Source organism: Burkholderia paludis (assembly GCF_000732615.1).
GTDB lineage: Bacteria > Pseudomonadota > Gammaproteobacteria > Burkholderiales > Burkholderiaceae > Burkholderia > Burkholderia paludis.
The window spans coordinates 60,780-74,943 of record NZ_JPGL01000013.1; the positions used below are offsets into that span (position 1 = coordinate 60,780).

The following is a 14,164-nucleotide window of genomic DNA, read 5'->3' on the forward strand; positions in this document are numbered from 1 at the left end:
GCGATGATTCCGCACGACCTCACCTTCGTCCTCGGCGGCGCGCGCTCGGGCAAGAGCGTGCATGCCGAGCGGCTCGCCGCCGACAGCGGCCGCGCCGTCACCTACGTCGCCACCGCGATCGCCGCCGATGCCGAATTCGCGCAACGCGTCGCGCATCATCGCGCACGCCGGCCGGCCGACTGGGGTTTCGCCGAAGCGCCTGTCGACCTCGCCGGCACGCTCGCGCGGCTCGACGATCCGCACGCGTGCCTGCTCGTCGACTGCCTGACGCTGTGGCTCACGAACCTGCTGTGCCCGGCCGACGGCGAACCGCTCGACGACGCGCATTACGCGGCACAGGTGGAGCGGCTCGAACACGCGTTGCGCGGTGCGCGCGCGAAGGTGATCGTCGTCAGCAACGAGATCGGGCTCGGCGTCGTGCCGCTCGGGTCGGTCACGCGCCGCTACGTCGACGAACTCGGGCGCCTGAACCAGCGCATCGCCGCGCTCGCGACGCGCGTGACACTGCTCGTCGCCGGGCTGCCGCTCGAACTCAAACCCGGAGCGCCGTCATGCTGATGCTGTCGCTGCCTGTCGTCGCGATGCTCGCGGTCGCGGCCGCGATCGTCGACCGCGCGATCGGCGAGCCGGCCGGCTGGCATCCGCTCGTCGCGTTCGGCCGCCTCGCCGCGCGCATCGAAGGCGCGCTGAACACGGGCCGGCGCGGCCGCGTGATCGGCGTCGCCGCGTGGCTCGCGGCGGTCGTGCCGCCGGTAGCCGTCGCGGCGTGGCTCGCGGCCGTGCTGCCGTGGCCGCTCGCCGCCGCGCTGCACGTCGCGCTGCTGTGGTTCGCGCTCGGGGCGAAAAGCCTCGCCGACCACGTCGCGCCGATCGCCGCGGCACTGCTGCGGCACGATCTCGGCGCCGCCCGCGCGCTGACCGCGCGCATCGTGTCGCGCGACACGAGCAACGCGGACGAAACCGCGCTGTCGCGCGCGGCCGTCGAATCGGCGCTCGAGAACGGCAACGACGCGATCTTCGGCGCGCTGTTCTGGTTCGTCGTCGCGGGCGGCCCGGGCGCACTGCTGTTCCGGCTCGCGAACACGCTCGATGCGATGTGGGGCTACCGAACACCACGCTTCCTGACCTTCGGCTGGGCCGCCGCCCGCCTCGACGATGCGCTCAACTGGATCCCCGCGCGCCTCACCGCCGCGAGCTATGCGCTGCTCGGCGACACGGCCTCCGCGTGGCGCTGCTGGCGCACGCAGGCGCGCCACTGGGACAGCCCGAACGCGGGCCCCGTGATGGCCGCCGGCGCCGGCAGCCTGAACGTACAGCTCGGCGGCCCGGCCGTCTATCACGGCGAGATCGAGGATCGCCCGGCGCTCGGCACCGGCGCGACGGCGACCGCCGTCCACATCGTCGCCGCCCTGTCGCTCGTCACGCGCACGCTGGCCCTGTGGCTCGCGCTGCTGGTCGCGAGCGGCGCCCTCGCCATGGCCACCCATCATGTCTGACACCCGCATCGCGCACGGCGGCAACCTGCACGAAGCCGCCCGCCGTCACGGCATTCCGTACGACGCCTGGCTCGACCTGTCGACCGGCATCAACCCGGCCGGCTATCCGGTGCCGCCCGTCCCGGCCGACGCCTGGCGCCGGCTGCCCGACGACGGCGACGGCCTCGCGGCCTGCGCCGCGCGGTATTACCGCGCCCCCGATCCCGCGCACGTGCTGCCGGTCGCCGGCAGCCAGGCCGCGATCCGTGCGCTGCCCGCCCTGCTGCCGGCCGGCGACGCCGGCATCGCGGCGCTTGCCTACGGCGAATACGCACCCGCGTTCGCACGCCACGGCCATCGCGTCGTCCCGCTCGACATCCACGCGAATACGCTGCCCGCGACACTGCGCCACATCATCGTCGGGAATCCGAACAATCCGACCGCCGACTTCGTGCCGGCCGAGCGCCTGCTCGGCTGGCATGCGCAACTGGCCGCGCGCGGCGGCACGCTGATCGTCGACGAGGCGTTCGCCGATACGGGTGCGACCCAATCGCTCGCGCCTCAGGTCGACCGCCCGGGGCTCGTCGTGCTCCGCTCGGTCGGCAAGTTCTTCGGGCTCGCCGGCATCCGGGCAGGCTTCGTGCTCGCCTGTCCCGGGCAGATCGTCGCGCTGCGCGACCTGCTCGGCGCGTGGACCGTCAGCGGCCCCGCGCGCCACGCGGTCGACGCCGCGTTCGCCGATCGCGCATGGCAGGCGGCCACCCGCGAACGGCTCGCAGCCGACGGCGAGCGACTGGCCGGACTGCTGCGCACGCACGGCTTCGCGGTTCGTGCGACACCGCTCTTCAGCTGGACCGACGACCCGCGCGCCGCCGCGCTGCATGCGGCACTCGCGGCACACGGGATCTGGACACGCTATTTCGCGACACCGTCGAGCGTGCGCATCGGCCTGCCGGGCAGCGCAGTCGAATGGCAGCGCATCGACGCCGCGCTCGCGCACTGCGTACCGCTGCTGCAACGAGGCGTCGCATGACGGCACACCTGTTGCGCCGGCTGGCGCCGGTCGCGGCGCTGGCCGCACTCGCTCACGCGCTGCCCGTGCATGCCGAGGTCGCCACGCGCGACGACGCCGGCAACACCGTCACGCTGCCCGCCCCCGCGCAGCGCGTGATCAGCCTCGCGCCGCACGCGACCGAACTCGTCTACGCGGCCGGCGGCGGCGCGAAGCTCGTCGGCGCCGTCACGTACAGCGACTACCCGCCCGCCGCGCGCGCGGTGCCGCGCGTCGGCGACAACAAGGCGCTCGACCTCGAACGGATCGCCGCGCTGAAGCCCGACCTGATCGTCGTCTGGCGGCACGGCAACGCCGAGCGGCAGACCGATGCGCTGCGGGCGCTGCACATTCCGCTGTTCTTCAGCGAACCGAAACATCTCGACGACGTGGCGTCGTCGCTGCGCCGCCTCGGCACGCTGCTCGGCACGCAACCCGCCGCCGACGAGGCCGCGGCCGCCTTTACGCGCGACATCGCGGCGCTGCGCACGCGCTACGCCGCCCGTGCGCCCGTCACGATGTTCTTCCAGGTCTGGGACCGTCCGCTGATGACGCTCAACGGCACGCATCTGATCAACGACGTAATCGAACTGTGCGGCGGCCGCAACGTGTTCGCGGCGCTCAAGCCGCTCGTGCCGGCCGTGACCGACGAGGCCGTGCTCGCGGCGAATCCGGAGGCGATCGTGACGACCAGCGCGGGCGCGACGCGCTCCGACGAACCGCAGCCGAGCCTGGCGCGCTGGCGCGCGTGGCCCGCACTGACTGCCGTGGCGCGCAACAATCTGTTCGCGATCGACGGCGATCTGCTGACGCGACCGTCGCCGCGCATCGCGCAAGGCGCGGCCGTGCTGTGCGAGGATCTCGATGCCGCGCGGGCGCGGCGGCCGACGCGCTGATCGGCGGCGATTCCCGCGCTTCGAGCGATGCGGCGCTTCGGTCGGCGTGGGCCCGCACGTCGCATCGCCGACATCCGGGCCATGCCGGCCTATTCGTCCCAGCGGACGACTTCCCACGCTCTCGCGCCCTCGCTCGCGCGCAGCCACACGACACCGCCCGTCGGCACCGGCCGCGACAGCAGCGTATCGAGCGGCACGTCCAGTACGTGCGATGCGAACGCGCGGATCACGCCCGCGTGCGTGACGGCCCAGTGCGGCCCGTCGAGCTGCGCAAGCGCATCGGCCCGCCTCGCCACGCGCGCGGCGAACCGCGCAACGCTTTCGCCGCCATGCGCGCACGCATGCATCAGGTCGGCCGCCCACGCATCGAGCGCCGCACGGCCGATATCGTCCCAGCGGCGCATTTCCCACGCGCCGAAATCCATTTCCTGCCAGGCCGCATCACGCCGCAGCGGCACGTCGAACGCACGCGCGAGCCGTTCGGCGACCGTGGCGCAGCGCGCCAGCGGACTCGTCCAGACCTGCCGGGGCGGCGGCGCACCGGCAGCCGCCAGATGCGCGAGCACGGCCTGCGCGCCGGCGTCGGCCGGTGCGGCGAGCGGCACGTCGCTGCGTCCGTAGCAGATGCCCGGTTCGACACCGACGGCCGGATGACGGATCAGGACGACGTCCATCCGAGCACCACCAGATAGATCGCGAGTTCGCTCAACTGCTGCGCGAAGCCGAGACAATCGCCCGTGTAGCCGCCGATCCGCTTCACGAAATAGCGGGCCGCCCACGCGCGCACCAGCACGAGCGCGACGCAAACGGCCACGCCCATGCGCCAGTCCGGCCAGAACAGCCAGGGCAGGCCGAAAGCCGCCGCGATGCACGCCGCACGCGCGCCCATGCGTTGCGCGACCGGCTTCGCCTTGCCCTCGGGCCGCACGTAGTCGAGCGACATCAGCAGGCTCACGGCCGCCGCCCGGCTCGCCGCGTGCGCGGCGATCATCGTCCATGCCGCGCGCAGCGGCGGCATGGACGCGAGCGCCTGCCATTTCAGGCCGAGCGCGATCACGAGCGCGACCGCGCCGAACGTGCCGATCCGCGAATCGTGCATGATGCGCAGCACGTCGTCGCGCGTATAGCCGCCGCCGAACGCATCGCAACTGTCGGCGAGGCCGTCTTCATGGAATGCGCCGGTCGCGAGCAGCGTCGCGGCCATCGACAGCCCGACCGCGATCGACGCGGGCAGCACGCGTACCGTGGCGAGATAGACGAGCGCGCCCCACGCACCGACGCAGGCGCCGACGAGCGGAAAATAGCGCGCGGCCTGGTCGAGATCGCCGGCCGCGTAGCCGATCGCGCGCGGCACGGGCACGCGCGTGAAATAGCCGAGCGCGACGAAGAAGTAGCGCAGTTCGGCACGCACGCCGCGCGCGCGATCAGGCATCACGATTGTCGACGCCGGCGGATTCGAAGCTCGCCATCTCGCGAAGGAACGCGGCCGCCGCACGCACGAGCGGCAGCGCGAGCGCCGCGCCCGTGCCTTCGCCGAGCCGCAGGTCGAGCGCGAGCAGCGGCTTCGCGCCGAAATGCTCGAGCATGCGCCGGTGCCCGGCCTCGTGCGACGTGTGCGAAAACACGCAGTAGTCGCGCACGGCGGGGACGAAGCGCTCCGCGACGAGCAGCGCGGCCGTCGCGATGAAGCCGTCGACGAGGATCGTCATCCGCTCGCTCGCGGCCGCGAGATACGCGCCCGTCATCATCGCGATTTCGAAGCCGCCGAACGTCGCGAGCACGTCGAGCGGCGCGATCGCGTGCGAATGCTTGACGAGCGCGCGCCCGAGCACCGCGCGCTTGTGCGCGAGGCCCTGGTCGTCGAGGCCGGTGCCGCGCCCGACGCACGCGTCGACCGGCACGCCGAGCAGGCGGCTCATCAGGCAGGCGGCCGACGACGTGTTGGCGATCCCCATCTCGCCGAAGCCGATCACGTTCGTGCCGAGCGACGCATGCAGGCGCACGCGTGCAGCGCCGGCCGCGAGCGCGGTCATCGCCTCGTCGCGCGTCATCGCCGGCTCCGCCGCGAAATTGCGGGTGCCGCGCGCGACCGGCAGCGACACCAGCCGGTCCGACACCGGCAGCGGCGACGCGACCCCTGCGTCGACGATCTCGAGCGTGCTCTGCGCGACGCCCGAGAACGCGTTGATCGCCGCGCCGCCGGCCAGGAAGTTCGCGACCATCTGCGCGGTCACCGCTTGCGGATAGGGGCTCACGCCCTCCGCCGCGATCCCGTGGTCGCCGGCGAACACGATCATCGCGGGGCGTTGCACGACCGGCCGCTCGGTGCGCTGGATCAGGCCGACCTGCAGCGCGATCGCCTCGAGCTGGCCGAGGCTGCCGGGCGGCTTGGTCTTGTGGTCGATCACATGCTGCAGGCGCTTGCGCAGCGCGTCGTCGAGCGGCGCGATCGCGGGCGGAAAGGGAGTCGGTGTCGTCATCGAGGAGCCGTGTCGTTGGCGCGGCATGCGCCGCGCATCGCAGGGGAAACCGTCATTGTCGCTCGGGCCACGCCGGCAGCAGCGCATCGCGGCCGTTCTCGCGGATCAGCACGAGCGGATAGCCGAACGCCTCGCTCGCGCGCTCCGGCGTCAGGACGTCGTGCACGGGGCCGGCCCACGCATGGCCGCGGCCGTCGAGCAGCAACGCATGCGTCGCGAAACGCCGCGCGAGATTCAGATCGTGACACGAGAACAGCACCGTGCGCGGGCCCGCGTCGAGCCATTCGGCCAGTGCGGTCAGGCAATCGATCTGGTGATGCAGGTCGAGATGCGCCAGCGGCTCGTCGAGCAGCATCAACGGCGCATCCTGGCACAGCGTGGCGGCCAGCGCGACGCGCTGCCGCTCGCCGCCCGACAGCGACAGCACGTCGCGCGATGCAAGCGCGGCCAGATCGAACGTCGCCAGCGCATCGCGCGCGGCCGCGCGGTCGCCGTCGCGCTCCCATCCCCAGCCGCCGAGATACGGAAAGCGGTTGAGCAACACCGTGTCGAACACGGTCGCGCTGAAAGCGTCATGCAGTTGCTGCGGCATCAGCGCGCGCCGCTGTGCAAGCCGATCGGGCGGCCATGCGGCAAGCGGCCGGCCGTCGATCTCCACCTGCCCGCCGGCCGGCTGCTGCAGCCCCGCGAGCGTCGCGAGCAGCGTCGTCTTGCCCGCGCCGTTCGGCCCGGCGACGCACCAGATCTCGCCCGGACGGAAAGCCTGGGAGAAGCCGTCGAGCAGCGTGCGGGCGCCGGCCTTCAGCGTCACGTCGACGGCCGCGTAGTTCAGGCCGCCGGTGTCGGCGGATGCTGCGGCCCACGTCATCGCGTCGGCCTCCTCAGCAACATCCACAGGAACACCGGTACGCCGATCAAGGCGGTCATCACGCCAACCGGCAACTGCGCGGGCGCGATCGCGGTGCGGGCAAGCAGGTCGGCCGCCATCACGCCGCCGCCGCCCGCGAGCATCGCGGCCGGCAGCAGCATGCGCTGGTCGTTGCCGAACGCGATACGCAGCGCATGCGGCACGACGAGGCCGACGAAGCCGATCGTGCCGGCCGTCGTCACCGCGGCCGCGGCGGCCAGCGACGCGACGAGATAGATCCGCACGCGCAGGCGCGCGACGGGCACACCGAGCGCGAGCGCGGTCGAGTCGCCGCGCAGCAGCACGTTCAGTTGCGGCGCGGCCGGCAGCGCGACGCATGCGGCCAGCAGCAGCGCACCCCACGCGAACCACGGCGCCGTCACGCCGTTCAGGTCGCCCGTCAGCCAGAAGATGATGCCGCGCAGCCGCGCATCGGGCGCGAGCGACAGCAGCAGCGTAACCAGCGCGCCCCACCCGGCCGCGATCACGACGCCCGTGAGCAGCAGTCGCGGCGACGCGTCGCGAGAATCGCCGCGCCACAGTTCGCGGCGCGCGAGACCGAGCACGAGCGCGACCGACACGAGCGCGCCGGCGAACGCCGACGCATCGACGAGCCACCACGCGCCACCCGCGATCATCGCGACGAGCGCGAAGCCGGCCGCGCCGCCGGACACGCCGAGCACGTACGGTTCCGCGAGCGGGTTGCGCAGCAGCACCTGCAGCAGCGCGCCGGCCAGCGCGAGCAGCGCGCCGCACGCGAAGCCCGCGAGCGCGCGCGGCAGGCGCAGCGTGCGGACGATGTCGGCGAACAGCGCGTCGCCGCCATGCGGCACGAGCGACGCGAGCGCCTGCCACGGCGACATCGGCACGCTGCCGATCGACAGCGACGCGACGAACAGCAACGCGACCGCCGCGGCCAGCGTCGCCCAGATCGCGGTGGCGCGCGCGGCGCTCATGCCGCGCGCAGCCCCGCGCGTGACGCGCGGCGCACCCGCCTGTTGCTGCCGGACAGACACGACATGGGCGCCGCGCGGACGATTGGGGTCAGCATCGAAGAAGATTCCGTGAAGCGTTGCGCGCCCTGCCTCCCCGCGGGCCGCGCGTCCCGAAGCCCGTGCGGGCTCCCCGTCTCGGCCGGTATCCGGGCTGGCGGCGGTCCGGCTCGCCTTCCCGCGCGATGACGCGCAGTGGCCCGCGTTCCGCGTGCGAAAGCCGCGTGCGAAACGCGCCCGAGCCGGCCTGCGTCACGGGACGCGGCCGCTTACCGTTGCGGGGGCAGCGCAGGCTGGCGGGCTTCGCGCCCGCGCCCTGCTTCCCGTTTAACCGCGCGTTCCACGCGCGAGCACCGAGGCGGCGCCAGTTTAGGAGCGGGTCGCGCGAGCGTCAAGGAAACGCCCGGAGACGTGCGCGACGCGTCGATTCGCGGCAAGAAGGGGGGAAGTTACGACTGGAAACGTTACAGATGTCGGATTGCGCGTTATTCCGCGCTAAAATGCTGGGTCTTTAGAGGACGCAGCAAATGCTCAACGAACTCGAAACCCTATCTCAAAATATTGGCCGTCTGATTTCGCTGAACAAGCGCTATCACTCGGAACGGCTCGCGCTCGAGGAGCAGGTCGCGCAATTGCGCGCGGACGCGGACACTGTCCGCGCGGAACTCGCACAACTGCGCGAGGAACGCAATGCGCTCGAAGCCGAGCGCGACACCCTGTCGGCAAAGATCGACGACGCCCAGGTGAAACTGAACGCGATTCTCGAAAAGCTGCCGCGCTCGAAAAGCGCGGAACAGGCCGACAACCAGCTCGACCTGCTGGATGCGCAGGCGCGCAAGGATGGCGATGACGCGGCCAGCCACGGAGAACATGCATGAGCACCAAGCAGATCGAAGTCTCGATTCTCGGTCAGGCCTATCGGCTCGCCTGCTCGGCCGAGACCGAAGCGGCACTGCTCGAAGCCGTCGCGCGTGTCGACGCCGAAATGTCGAAAATCCGCTCGAACAGTTCGGTGCGCGGTACCGATCGCATCGCCGTCATGGCGGCGCTGTCGCTCGCATCGGAGTTGCTGCGGCTGCAAACCAGCGTGCGACACGGTGAAGCATTTCCGGCGGAGGAAATCCGTCGTACAATGCACCAGATGAATGAACAGCTCGGTGCGGTGCTCGCACAGCACGAGACGCAGTAACGTTTCAATCGATGTGTCGATTCCGCTTGATCTCGGCGATCAACGGTGGTCAAATTGGCGCATCGAATCACAGTTCAGTCAGCTTCCCTGCCTGGTTCGCCAAGGTCATATATTCCTTGAACCAATGCCATGTGCACGGTTGCGGAAATTTGTAGCACGGGCGCGCGCGTCACTCTGTCTGATGTACCCGAAGTGCTGCTAACTGCGACCAATTCTGAACCTCAGGTTCAGGATGCCGGCCTAGCGGCCAAGGCGGGGGCCTATCCAACGGCATCGGGCAAGTCCCGGTGCCGTTTTCTTTTGTAGCAGCCTCTTTCTGCGTCGATCACGATCCATGCAATACTGGCTGATGAAGTCCGAACCGGACGAAGCAAGCATCGACGATCTGGCCAACGCCCCGCAGCGTTCGCTGCCCTGGACCGGCGTGCGCAACTATCAGGCGCGCAACTTCATGCGCGACACGATGAAGATCGGCGACGGCGTGCTGTTCTATCACTCGAGTTGCCCCGAGCCGGGCATCGCGGGCCTCGCCGAAGTATCGTCGACACCCTACCCCGATCCCACCCAGTTCGATCCGGACAGCCCCTATTACGATCCGAAGTCGACGCGGGAAACGCCGCGCTGGCTGCTCGTCGACGTGCGCTACGTGAAGAAATCGCCGCTCGTGCCGCTCGCCGCACTGCGCGAGCACGATGCGCTCGCCGACATGCGCGTGCTCGCACGCGGCAACCGGCTGTCGATCACGCCCGTCACGCGAGCCGAATGGCGCTTCATCACCGAAAAGCTGATGAAGTAGGCGCACGCCAAAGGTCAAATCCGGTCGGCACGCGCTGCCGCCGCGGAACTCGCGGCACGTTCGCGCGGCCTAAGCAACCGCTGTCGGCCGATCGGGCCGGCCGTTTTTTCCGTCGCGCGGCATGCCCGCGTCGCGCACGCGCAATCCGCGTGCGCGCCCTCGCACAAGGAGTCCAACAATGACCAAGAAATCCGCACTCGCGCTGTCGCTCGCCCTCGCCGCCGCCGTTCCCGTCGCGCTGACGCTCGCGTCGCCCGCCGCGCATGCGCAGACCGCGAACCCGCACTTTCCCGAGCCGGCGGGCGTGCTGTCGCTTTCGTCGCAGGCCAGCGCCGACGTGCCGCAGGACATCATCCACATCACGCTGTTCTACGAACAGCAGGCCAAGGATCCGGGCAGCCTCACCGCGCAGTTGAACCAGCGCGCCGACGCAGCGCTGTCGCAGGCGAAGGGCGTATCGGGCGTCACTGCGCACACGGGCGCCTTCTCCGTCTATCCGAGCACCGATCGCGACGGGAAGATTTCCGCATGGCGCGGCCGTACCGAAGTCGCGCTCGAATCGCGCGATTTCGCCGCGGCGTCGAAGCTCGCGGGCCAGTTGTCGAACCTGATGCAGGTCGCGAACGTCGAGTTCTCGCTGTCGCCCGAGGCACAGCGCGCGGCCGAGCAGAAGCTCACGACCGAAGCGATCAAGTCGTTCCGCGCGCGCGCGGACGAAGCCGCGAAGGCCTTCGGCTACAGCAGCTACACGATCCGCGACGTGAATGTCGGCGGCGGCCGCAACGTGCAGCCGTATCCGCGCATGATGGCGATGGCCGCGGCGCCGATGGACAGCGCGAAGATGAGCGCACCGATCGCGGTCGAAGGCGGCAAGGCCACCGTGTCGGTCACCGTCAACGGTTCCGTGCAGATGAAGTAACGCACGGCGCGCGGCAGTCCGAAACAAAAACGCCGGCCCTCGGGCCGGCGTTTTTCATTGTGCGTGCGTACTGTCGATGCACGCGACGAACGCGCGCGCATCGACGTCGCGTCACGCCGCCGCGTTCGCCGCGCGACGGCGATACGCCCAGACCATCAGCGCGACACCCGCGAGGATCATCGGCAACGACAGCCACTGCCCCATCGACAGGCCGAGCGCGAGCAGGCCGAGGAAGTCGTCGGGCTCGCGCGCGAATTCGACCGTGAAGCGCGCGAGGCCATAGCCGATCAGGAACAGTGCGGACACGGCGCCCATCGGCCGCGACTTGCGCGAGAAGAAGAACAGCGCGAAGAACAGCACGATGCCTTCGAGTGCGATTTCATAGAGCTGCGAAGGATGGCGCGGCAGCATCTGGTATTGCATGAACACGTCGGCAAGATGCCACTTCTCGACGAGCACCGGATGCTTCGGCAGCCATGCCGCATCGTCGCGCATCGCGCCCGGGAACAGCATCGCCCACGGTGCGGACGGATCGGTCACGCGCCCCCACAGCTCGCCGTTGATGAAGTTGCCGAGCCGCCCGGCCGCGAGCCCCGTCGGCACCATCGGCGCGACGAAGTCGGTGACCTGCAGCCAGTGGCGCTTGCGTTGCCACGCGAACAGCATCATCGCGAGCGTCACGCCGAGGAAGCCGCCGTGGAACGACATGCCTCCTTCCCACACCTTGAACACGTCGAGCGGATGCGAGAAGTAGAAATCGGCCTTGTAGAACAGCACATAGCCAAGCCGGCCGCCCAGCACGGTGCCGAGCACGCCGTAGAACATCATGTCGTCGATGTCCTTCGCGGTCCAGCCTTGCGCCGCGACGTGCGGCAGCTTCAGGCGGACCCGGCCGACGACGATCGCCGCGATGAAGCCGACGAGATACATGAGGCCGTACCAGCGCACGGCCAGCGGCCCGAGATGGATCGCAACGGGGTCGAAATTCGGGTGAATGATCATGGGTTAGCGAAGAAGTTTTCGAATGCGGTCCGGCCGTCGCACACGCACGGCACCGCGCTTTGGACGGCGCCGGCGCGCCATCGTTCACGTCACGCGGCGAAGCCCTGCAGCCGGCATCGGCAAGGCCGGCGAGCGCCGGGCTCACGTCGCCCGTGCGCCATGCACGGCCCGTCTCGACGAGCGGCGCATGACCGGCAAGCGGCCGGCCGACCACGCCGGTGCGCCGCAGGCTACGCAGCGATTGCGGCACCCGTGCGACGCCCGTGCCGGCCGGCACGAGGCTGGCGATCGTCCGCAACCGGATCGCCGCCCGGCCGATGCGCGGGGTTTCCCCCGCCGCGCCGCGGCAGGCCGTAATGATGTCATAAAAGCCGGGCGCCAAACGCGCGCGGCCGCGACAACGGCGCGCGGTCACCGGCGGCCGGCGCGAACGCGCGCGACAGCGGGCCGGCTTCGCCGCGCGCGAACCCCGGCCACGGACGCCGGGCAACGCCGCACGCGCCGGTCGAAAATCCTATCGATTTCACTCAATCCATTCAAAAAAACGACTGAATCGGCCTTCAACAATAGATTGGACATCCCCATCCGGACACTCCATGCTTGAACGATACGAACCGGCGCGCCGGTCGCCGGCGTTGCCCAGACATCGATGGAGTCCGCCATGGCTTACAACCGTCGCTCCCAGCACATCACGCAAGGCGTGGCCCGCTCGCCGAACCGTTCGATGTATTACGCCCTCGGCTATCGGAAGGACGATTTCGACAAGCCGATGATCGGCGTCGCGAACGGCCACTCGACGATCACGCCGTGCAATTCCGGCCTGCAGCGCCTGTCGGACGCGGCCGTCGAGGCCGTGAAGGCGTCCGGCGCGAACCCGCAGATCTTCGGTACGCCGACGATCTCGGACGGCATGTCGATGGGTACCGAAGGCATGAAGTACTCGCTCGTGTCGCGCGAAGTGATCGCCGACTGCATCGAGACCTGCGTGCAGGGTCAATGGATGGACGGCGTGGTCGTGGTCGGCGGCTGCGACAAGAACATGCCGGGCGGGATGATCGCACTCGCGCGCCTGAACGTGCCGGGCATCTACGTGTACGGCGGCACGATCCGCCCCGGCCACTGGAAGGGCCGGGACCTGACGATCGTGTCGTCGTTCGAGGCCGTCGGCGAATTCACCGCAGGCCGGATGTCGCAGGAGGACTTCGAAGGCGTCGAGCAGAATGCCTGCCCGACGTCGGGGTCGTGCGGCGGCATGTACACCGCGAACACGATGAGCTCGTCGTTCGAGGCGCTCGGGATGTCGCTGCTGTACTCGTCGACGATGGCGAACCCCGACCAGGAAAAGGTCGATTCGGCCGCCGAATCGGCGCGCGTGCTCGTCGAGGCCGTGAAGCGCGACCTGAAGCCGCGCGACATCATCACGAAGGAATCGATCGAAAACGCGGTATCGGTGATCATGGCCACGGGCGGCTCCACCAACGCGGTGCTGCACTACCTCGCGATCGCGCATGCGGCCGAGGTCGACTGGACGATCGACGACTTCGAGCGCATCCGCAAGCGCGTGCCCGTGATCTGCGACCTGAAGCCGTCGGGCAAGTATGTCGCGACCGACCTGCACCGGGCCGGCGGGATTCCGCAGGTGCTGAAGATCCTGCTCGATGCGGGGCTGCTGCACGGCGACTGCATGACGATCACCGGCCGCACCCTCGCCGACGCGCTGAAGGACGTCCCGGGCGTGCCGCGCGCGGACCAGGACGTGATCTTCCCGATCGACCGCGCGCTGTACAGGGAAGGCCATCTCGCGATCCTGAAAGGCAATCTCGCGGAGGACGGCGCGGTCGCGAAGATCACCGGCCTGAAGAACCCGGTGATCACGGGCCCGGCGCGCGTGTTCGACGACGAGCAGAGCGCAATGGATGCGATTCTCGGCGACCGGATCCGCGCGGGCGACATCCTCGTGCTGCGCTACCTTGGCCCGCAGGGCGGCCCCGGCATGCCGGAAATGCTCGCGCCGACCTCGGCGATCATCGGCAAGGGGCTCGGCGAATCGGTCGGCTTCATTACGGACGGCCGCTTCTCGGGCGGCACCTGGGGCATGGTGGTCGGCCATGTCGCGCCCGAGGCGTTCGTCGGCGGCACGATCGCGCTCGTGCAGGAAGGCGACTCGATCACGATCGACGCGCATCGGCTGCTGCTGCAACTGAACGTCGACGAGGCGGAACTCGCGCGCCGCCGGGCGGCATGGCGACAACCGGCGCCACGCTACACGCGCGGCGTGCTCGCGAAATTCGCGGCGCTTGCCCGGCCGGCGAACCAGGGCGCCGTCACGGGCTGACGTGCGTGCGTCGCGGCATGCGACCCCATCAACCCGGGCGCCGGGGAAACGCCCAAAACGTGCTTTCCCTTTGCTTTTATAATGCGCGGACCATGAAGCCGGCTGTCCCCGCCGGTGGAGAA

General features: G+C 70.1%; 15 protein-coding genes, 1 other RNA gene, 1 pseudogene and 1 riboswitch. Of the genes and pseudogenes, 10 read left to right on the forward strand and 7 right to left on the reverse strand.

Annotation, left to right across the window (positions count from 1 at the left end; all coding sequences use genetic code 11):
* The first annotated feature begins 3 nt into the window (after positions 1 to 3).
* Genes cobU through GQ56_RS0109520 form a run of 4 tightly spaced genes read left to right on the forward strand, consistent with a single transcriptional unit; the run spans position 4 to position 3,422 of the window.
* Complete coding sequence (gene cobU, locus GQ56_RS0109505) at positions 4 to 558, forward strand: bifunctional adenosylcobinamide kinase/adenosylcobinamide-phosphate guanylyltransferase (protein ID WP_031398436.1); 555 nt, start codon at positions 4 to 6, stop codon at positions 556 to 558.
* Positions 552 to 1,496, forward strand: a complete 945-nt coding sequence (gene cbiB, locus GQ56_RS0109510) for an adenosylcobinamide-phosphate synthase CbiB (RefSeq protein WP_031398437.1) — start codon at positions 552 to 554, stop codon at positions 1,494 to 1,496. The genes cobU and cbiB overlap by 7 nt, the downstream gene beginning before the upstream one ends.
* Positions 1,489 to 2,508: a threonine-phosphate decarboxylase CobD gene (cobD, locus tag GQ56_RS0109515; RefSeq protein WP_031398438.1), complete on the forward strand. Its 1,020-nt coding sequence runs from the start codon at positions 1,489 to 1,491 to the stop codon at positions 2,506 to 2,508. Before cbiB ends, cobD begins: the two co-directional genes overlap by 8 nt.
* Complete coding sequence (locus GQ56_RS0109520; protein ID WP_031398439.1) at positions 2,505 to 3,422, forward strand: cobalamin-binding protein; 918 nt, start codon at positions 2,505 to 2,507, stop codon at positions 3,420 to 3,422. The genes cobD and GQ56_RS0109520 overlap by 4 nt, the downstream gene beginning before the upstream one ends.
* An 89-nt stretch (positions 3,423 to 3,511) precedes the next feature.
* Here the strand turns inward: GQ56_RS0109520 and cobC are convergent, their stop codons facing one another.
* The 5 genes from cobC to GQ56_RS0109545 are packed head-to-tail and all read right to left on the reverse strand — an operon-like array spanning position 3,512 to position 7,765.
* Positions 3,512 to 4,096, reverse strand: coding sequence for an alpha-ribazole phosphatase (gene cobC / locus GQ56_RS0109525; protein WP_031398440.1), 585 nt, complete (start codon positions 4,094 to 4,096; stop codon positions 3,512 to 3,514).
* Entirely contained in the window at positions 4,081 to 4,854 is a 774-nt protein-coding gene (locus tag GQ56_RS0109530; RefSeq protein ID WP_031398441.1) for an adenosylcobinamide-GDP ribazoletransferase, read from the reverse strand. The genes cobC and GQ56_RS0109530 overlap by 16 nt, the downstream gene beginning before the upstream one ends.
* Entirely contained in the window at positions 4,847 to 5,902 is a 1,056-nt protein-coding gene (cobT, locus tag GQ56_RS0109535) for a nicotinate-nucleotide--dimethylbenzimidazole phosphoribosyltransferase (RefSeq protein WP_031398442.1), read from the reverse strand. The genes GQ56_RS0109530 and cobT overlap by 8 nt, the downstream gene beginning before the upstream one ends.
* A 52-nt stretch (positions 5,903 to 5,954) precedes the next feature.
* Positions 5,955 to 6,770: an ABC transporter ATP-binding protein gene (locus GQ56_RS0109540; RefSeq protein ID WP_031398443.1), complete on the reverse strand. Its 816-nt coding sequence runs from the start codon at positions 6,768 to 6,770 to the stop codon at positions 5,955 to 5,957.
* Positions 6,767 to 7,765 (reverse strand): FecCD family ABC transporter permease, encoded by a 999-nt coding sequence (locus tag GQ56_RS0109545; protein WP_031398444.1) that lies wholly within the window; start codon positions 7,763 to 7,765, stop codon positions 6,767 to 6,769. Before GQ56_RS0109545 ends, GQ56_RS0109540 begins: the two co-directional genes overlap by 4 nt.
* A gap of 159 nt (positions 7,766 to 7,924) precedes the next feature.
* Positions 7,925 to 8,174, reverse strand: a riboswitch (cobalamin riboswitch).
* Positions 8,175 to 8,328: 154 nt separating this feature from the next.
* Here GQ56_RS0109545 and GQ56_RS0109550 point away from each other — a divergent pair.
* From GQ56_RS0109550 to GQ56_RS0109565, 5 genes are all read left to right on the forward strand, one after another.
* Positions 8,329 to 8,679, forward strand: a complete 351-nt coding sequence (locus GQ56_RS0109550; protein ID WP_031398445.1) for a hypothetical protein — start codon at positions 8,329 to 8,331, stop codon at positions 8,677 to 8,679.
* On the forward strand, positions 8,676 to 8,990 hold the full coding sequence (locus GQ56_RS0109555; protein WP_011352906.1) for a cell division protein ZapA: 315 nt from the start codon (positions 8,676 to 8,678) through the stop codon (positions 8,988 to 8,990). The genes GQ56_RS0109550 and GQ56_RS0109555 overlap by 4 nt, the downstream gene beginning before the upstream one ends.
* 81 nt (positions 8,991 to 9,071) lie before the next feature.
* Positions 9,072 to 9,253, forward strand: a non-coding RNA gene (gene ssrS, locus GQ56_RS40365) — 6S RNA.
* Positions 9,254 to 9,324: 71 nt separating this feature from the next.
* Positions 9,325 to 9,786: an EVE domain-containing protein gene (locus GQ56_RS0109560; RefSeq protein WP_031398446.1), complete on the forward strand. Its 462-nt coding sequence runs from the start codon at positions 9,325 to 9,327 to the stop codon at positions 9,784 to 9,786.
* A gap of 178 nt (positions 9,787 to 9,964) precedes the next feature.
* On the forward strand, positions 9,965 to 10,705 hold the full coding sequence (locus GQ56_RS0109565; RefSeq protein ID WP_031398447.1) for an SIMPL domain-containing protein: 741 nt from the start codon (positions 9,965 to 9,967) through the stop codon (positions 10,703 to 10,705).
* A 111-nt stretch (positions 10,706 to 10,816) separates the two neighbouring features.
* Here the strand turns inward: GQ56_RS0109565 and lgt are convergent, their stop codons facing one another.
* Positions 10,817 to 11,707: a prolipoprotein diacylglyceryl transferase gene (lgt, locus tag GQ56_RS0109570; protein ID WP_031398448.1), complete on the reverse strand. Its 891-nt coding sequence runs from the start codon at positions 11,705 to 11,707 to the stop codon at positions 10,817 to 10,819.
* Positions 11,708 to 11,822: 115 nt separating this feature from the next.
* Positions 11,823 to 12,092 (reverse strand): annotated as a pseudogene (locus GQ56_RS46460) (LysR substrate-binding domain-containing protein); the annotation flags it as partial.
* 276 nt (positions 12,093 to 12,368) lie between these two features.
* On the opposite strand from GQ56_RS46460, the gene ilvD reads away from it, so the two are divergent.
* A complete protein-coding gene (gene ilvD / locus GQ56_RS0109575; RefSeq protein WP_031398449.1) occupies positions 12,369 to 14,042 on the forward strand; it encodes a dihydroxy-acid dehydratase in 1,674 nt (557 codons plus the stop codon).
* Positions 14,043 to 14,164: the final 122 nt, after the last annotated feature.

What these genes read in the sequence shown, in the direction of transcription:
- cobD (WP_031398438.1), top strand. Translation starts at nt 1,489, where the DNA reads ATGTCTGACACCCGCATCGCGCACGGCGGCAACCTGCACGAAGCCGCC.
- GQ56_RS0109565 (WP_031398447.1), top strand. Translation starts at nt 9,965, where the DNA reads ATGACCAAGAAATCCGCACTCGCGCTGTCGCTCGCCCTCGCCGCCGCC.
- lgt (WP_031398448.1), bottom strand. Translation starts at nt 11,707, where the DNA reads ATGATCATTCACCCGAATTTCGACCCCGTTGCGATCCATCTCGGGCCG.
- GQ56_RS0109520 (WP_031398439.1), top strand. Translation starts at nt 2,505, where the DNA reads ATGACGGCACACCTGTTGCGCCGGCTGGCGCCGGTCGCGGCGCTGGCC.
- cbiB (WP_031398437.1), top strand. Translation starts at nt 552, where the DNA reads ATGCTGATGCTGTCGCTGCCTGTCGTCGCGATGCTCGCGGTCGCGGCC.
- ilvD (WP_031398449.1), top strand. Translation starts at nt 12,369, where the DNA reads ATGGCTTACAACCGTCGCTCCCAGCACATCACGCAAGGCGTGGCCCGC.
- GQ56_RS0109540 (WP_031398443.1), bottom strand. Translation starts at nt 6,770, where the DNA reads ATGACGTGGGCCGCAGCATCCGCCGACACCGGCGGCCTGAACTACGCG.
- GQ56_RS0109545 (WP_031398444.1), bottom strand. Translation starts at nt 7,765, where the DNA reads ATGAGCGCCGCGCGCGCCACCGCGATCTGGGCGACGCTGGCCGCGGCG.
- GQ56_RS0109560 (WP_031398446.1), top strand. Translation starts at nt 9,325, where the DNA reads ATGCAATACTGGCTGATGAAGTCCGAACCGGACGAAGCAAGCATCGAC.
- cobU (WP_031398436.1), top strand. Translation starts at nt 4, where the DNA reads ATGATTCCGCACGACCTCACCTTCGTCCTCGGCGGCGCGCGCTCGGGC.
- GQ56_RS0109550 (WP_031398445.1), top strand. Translation starts at nt 8,329, where the DNA reads ATGCTCAACGAACTCGAAACCCTATCTCAAAATATTGGCCGTCTGATT.
- GQ56_RS0109530 (WP_031398441.1), bottom strand. Translation starts at nt 4,854, where the DNA reads ATGCCTGATCGCGCGCGCGGCGTGCGTGCCGAACTGCGCTACTTCTTC.
- cobT (WP_031398442.1), bottom strand. Translation starts at nt 5,902, where the DNA reads ATGACGACACCGACTCCCTTTCCGCCCGCGATCGCGCCGCTCGACGAC.
- cobC (WP_031398440.1), bottom strand. Translation starts at nt 4,096, where the DNA reads ATGGACGTCGTCCTGATCCGTCATCCGGCCGTCGGTGTCGAACCGGGC.
- GQ56_RS0109555 (WP_011352906.1), top strand. Translation starts at nt 8,676, where the DNA reads ATGAGCACCAAGCAGATCGAAGTCTCGATTCTCGGTCAGGCCTATCGG.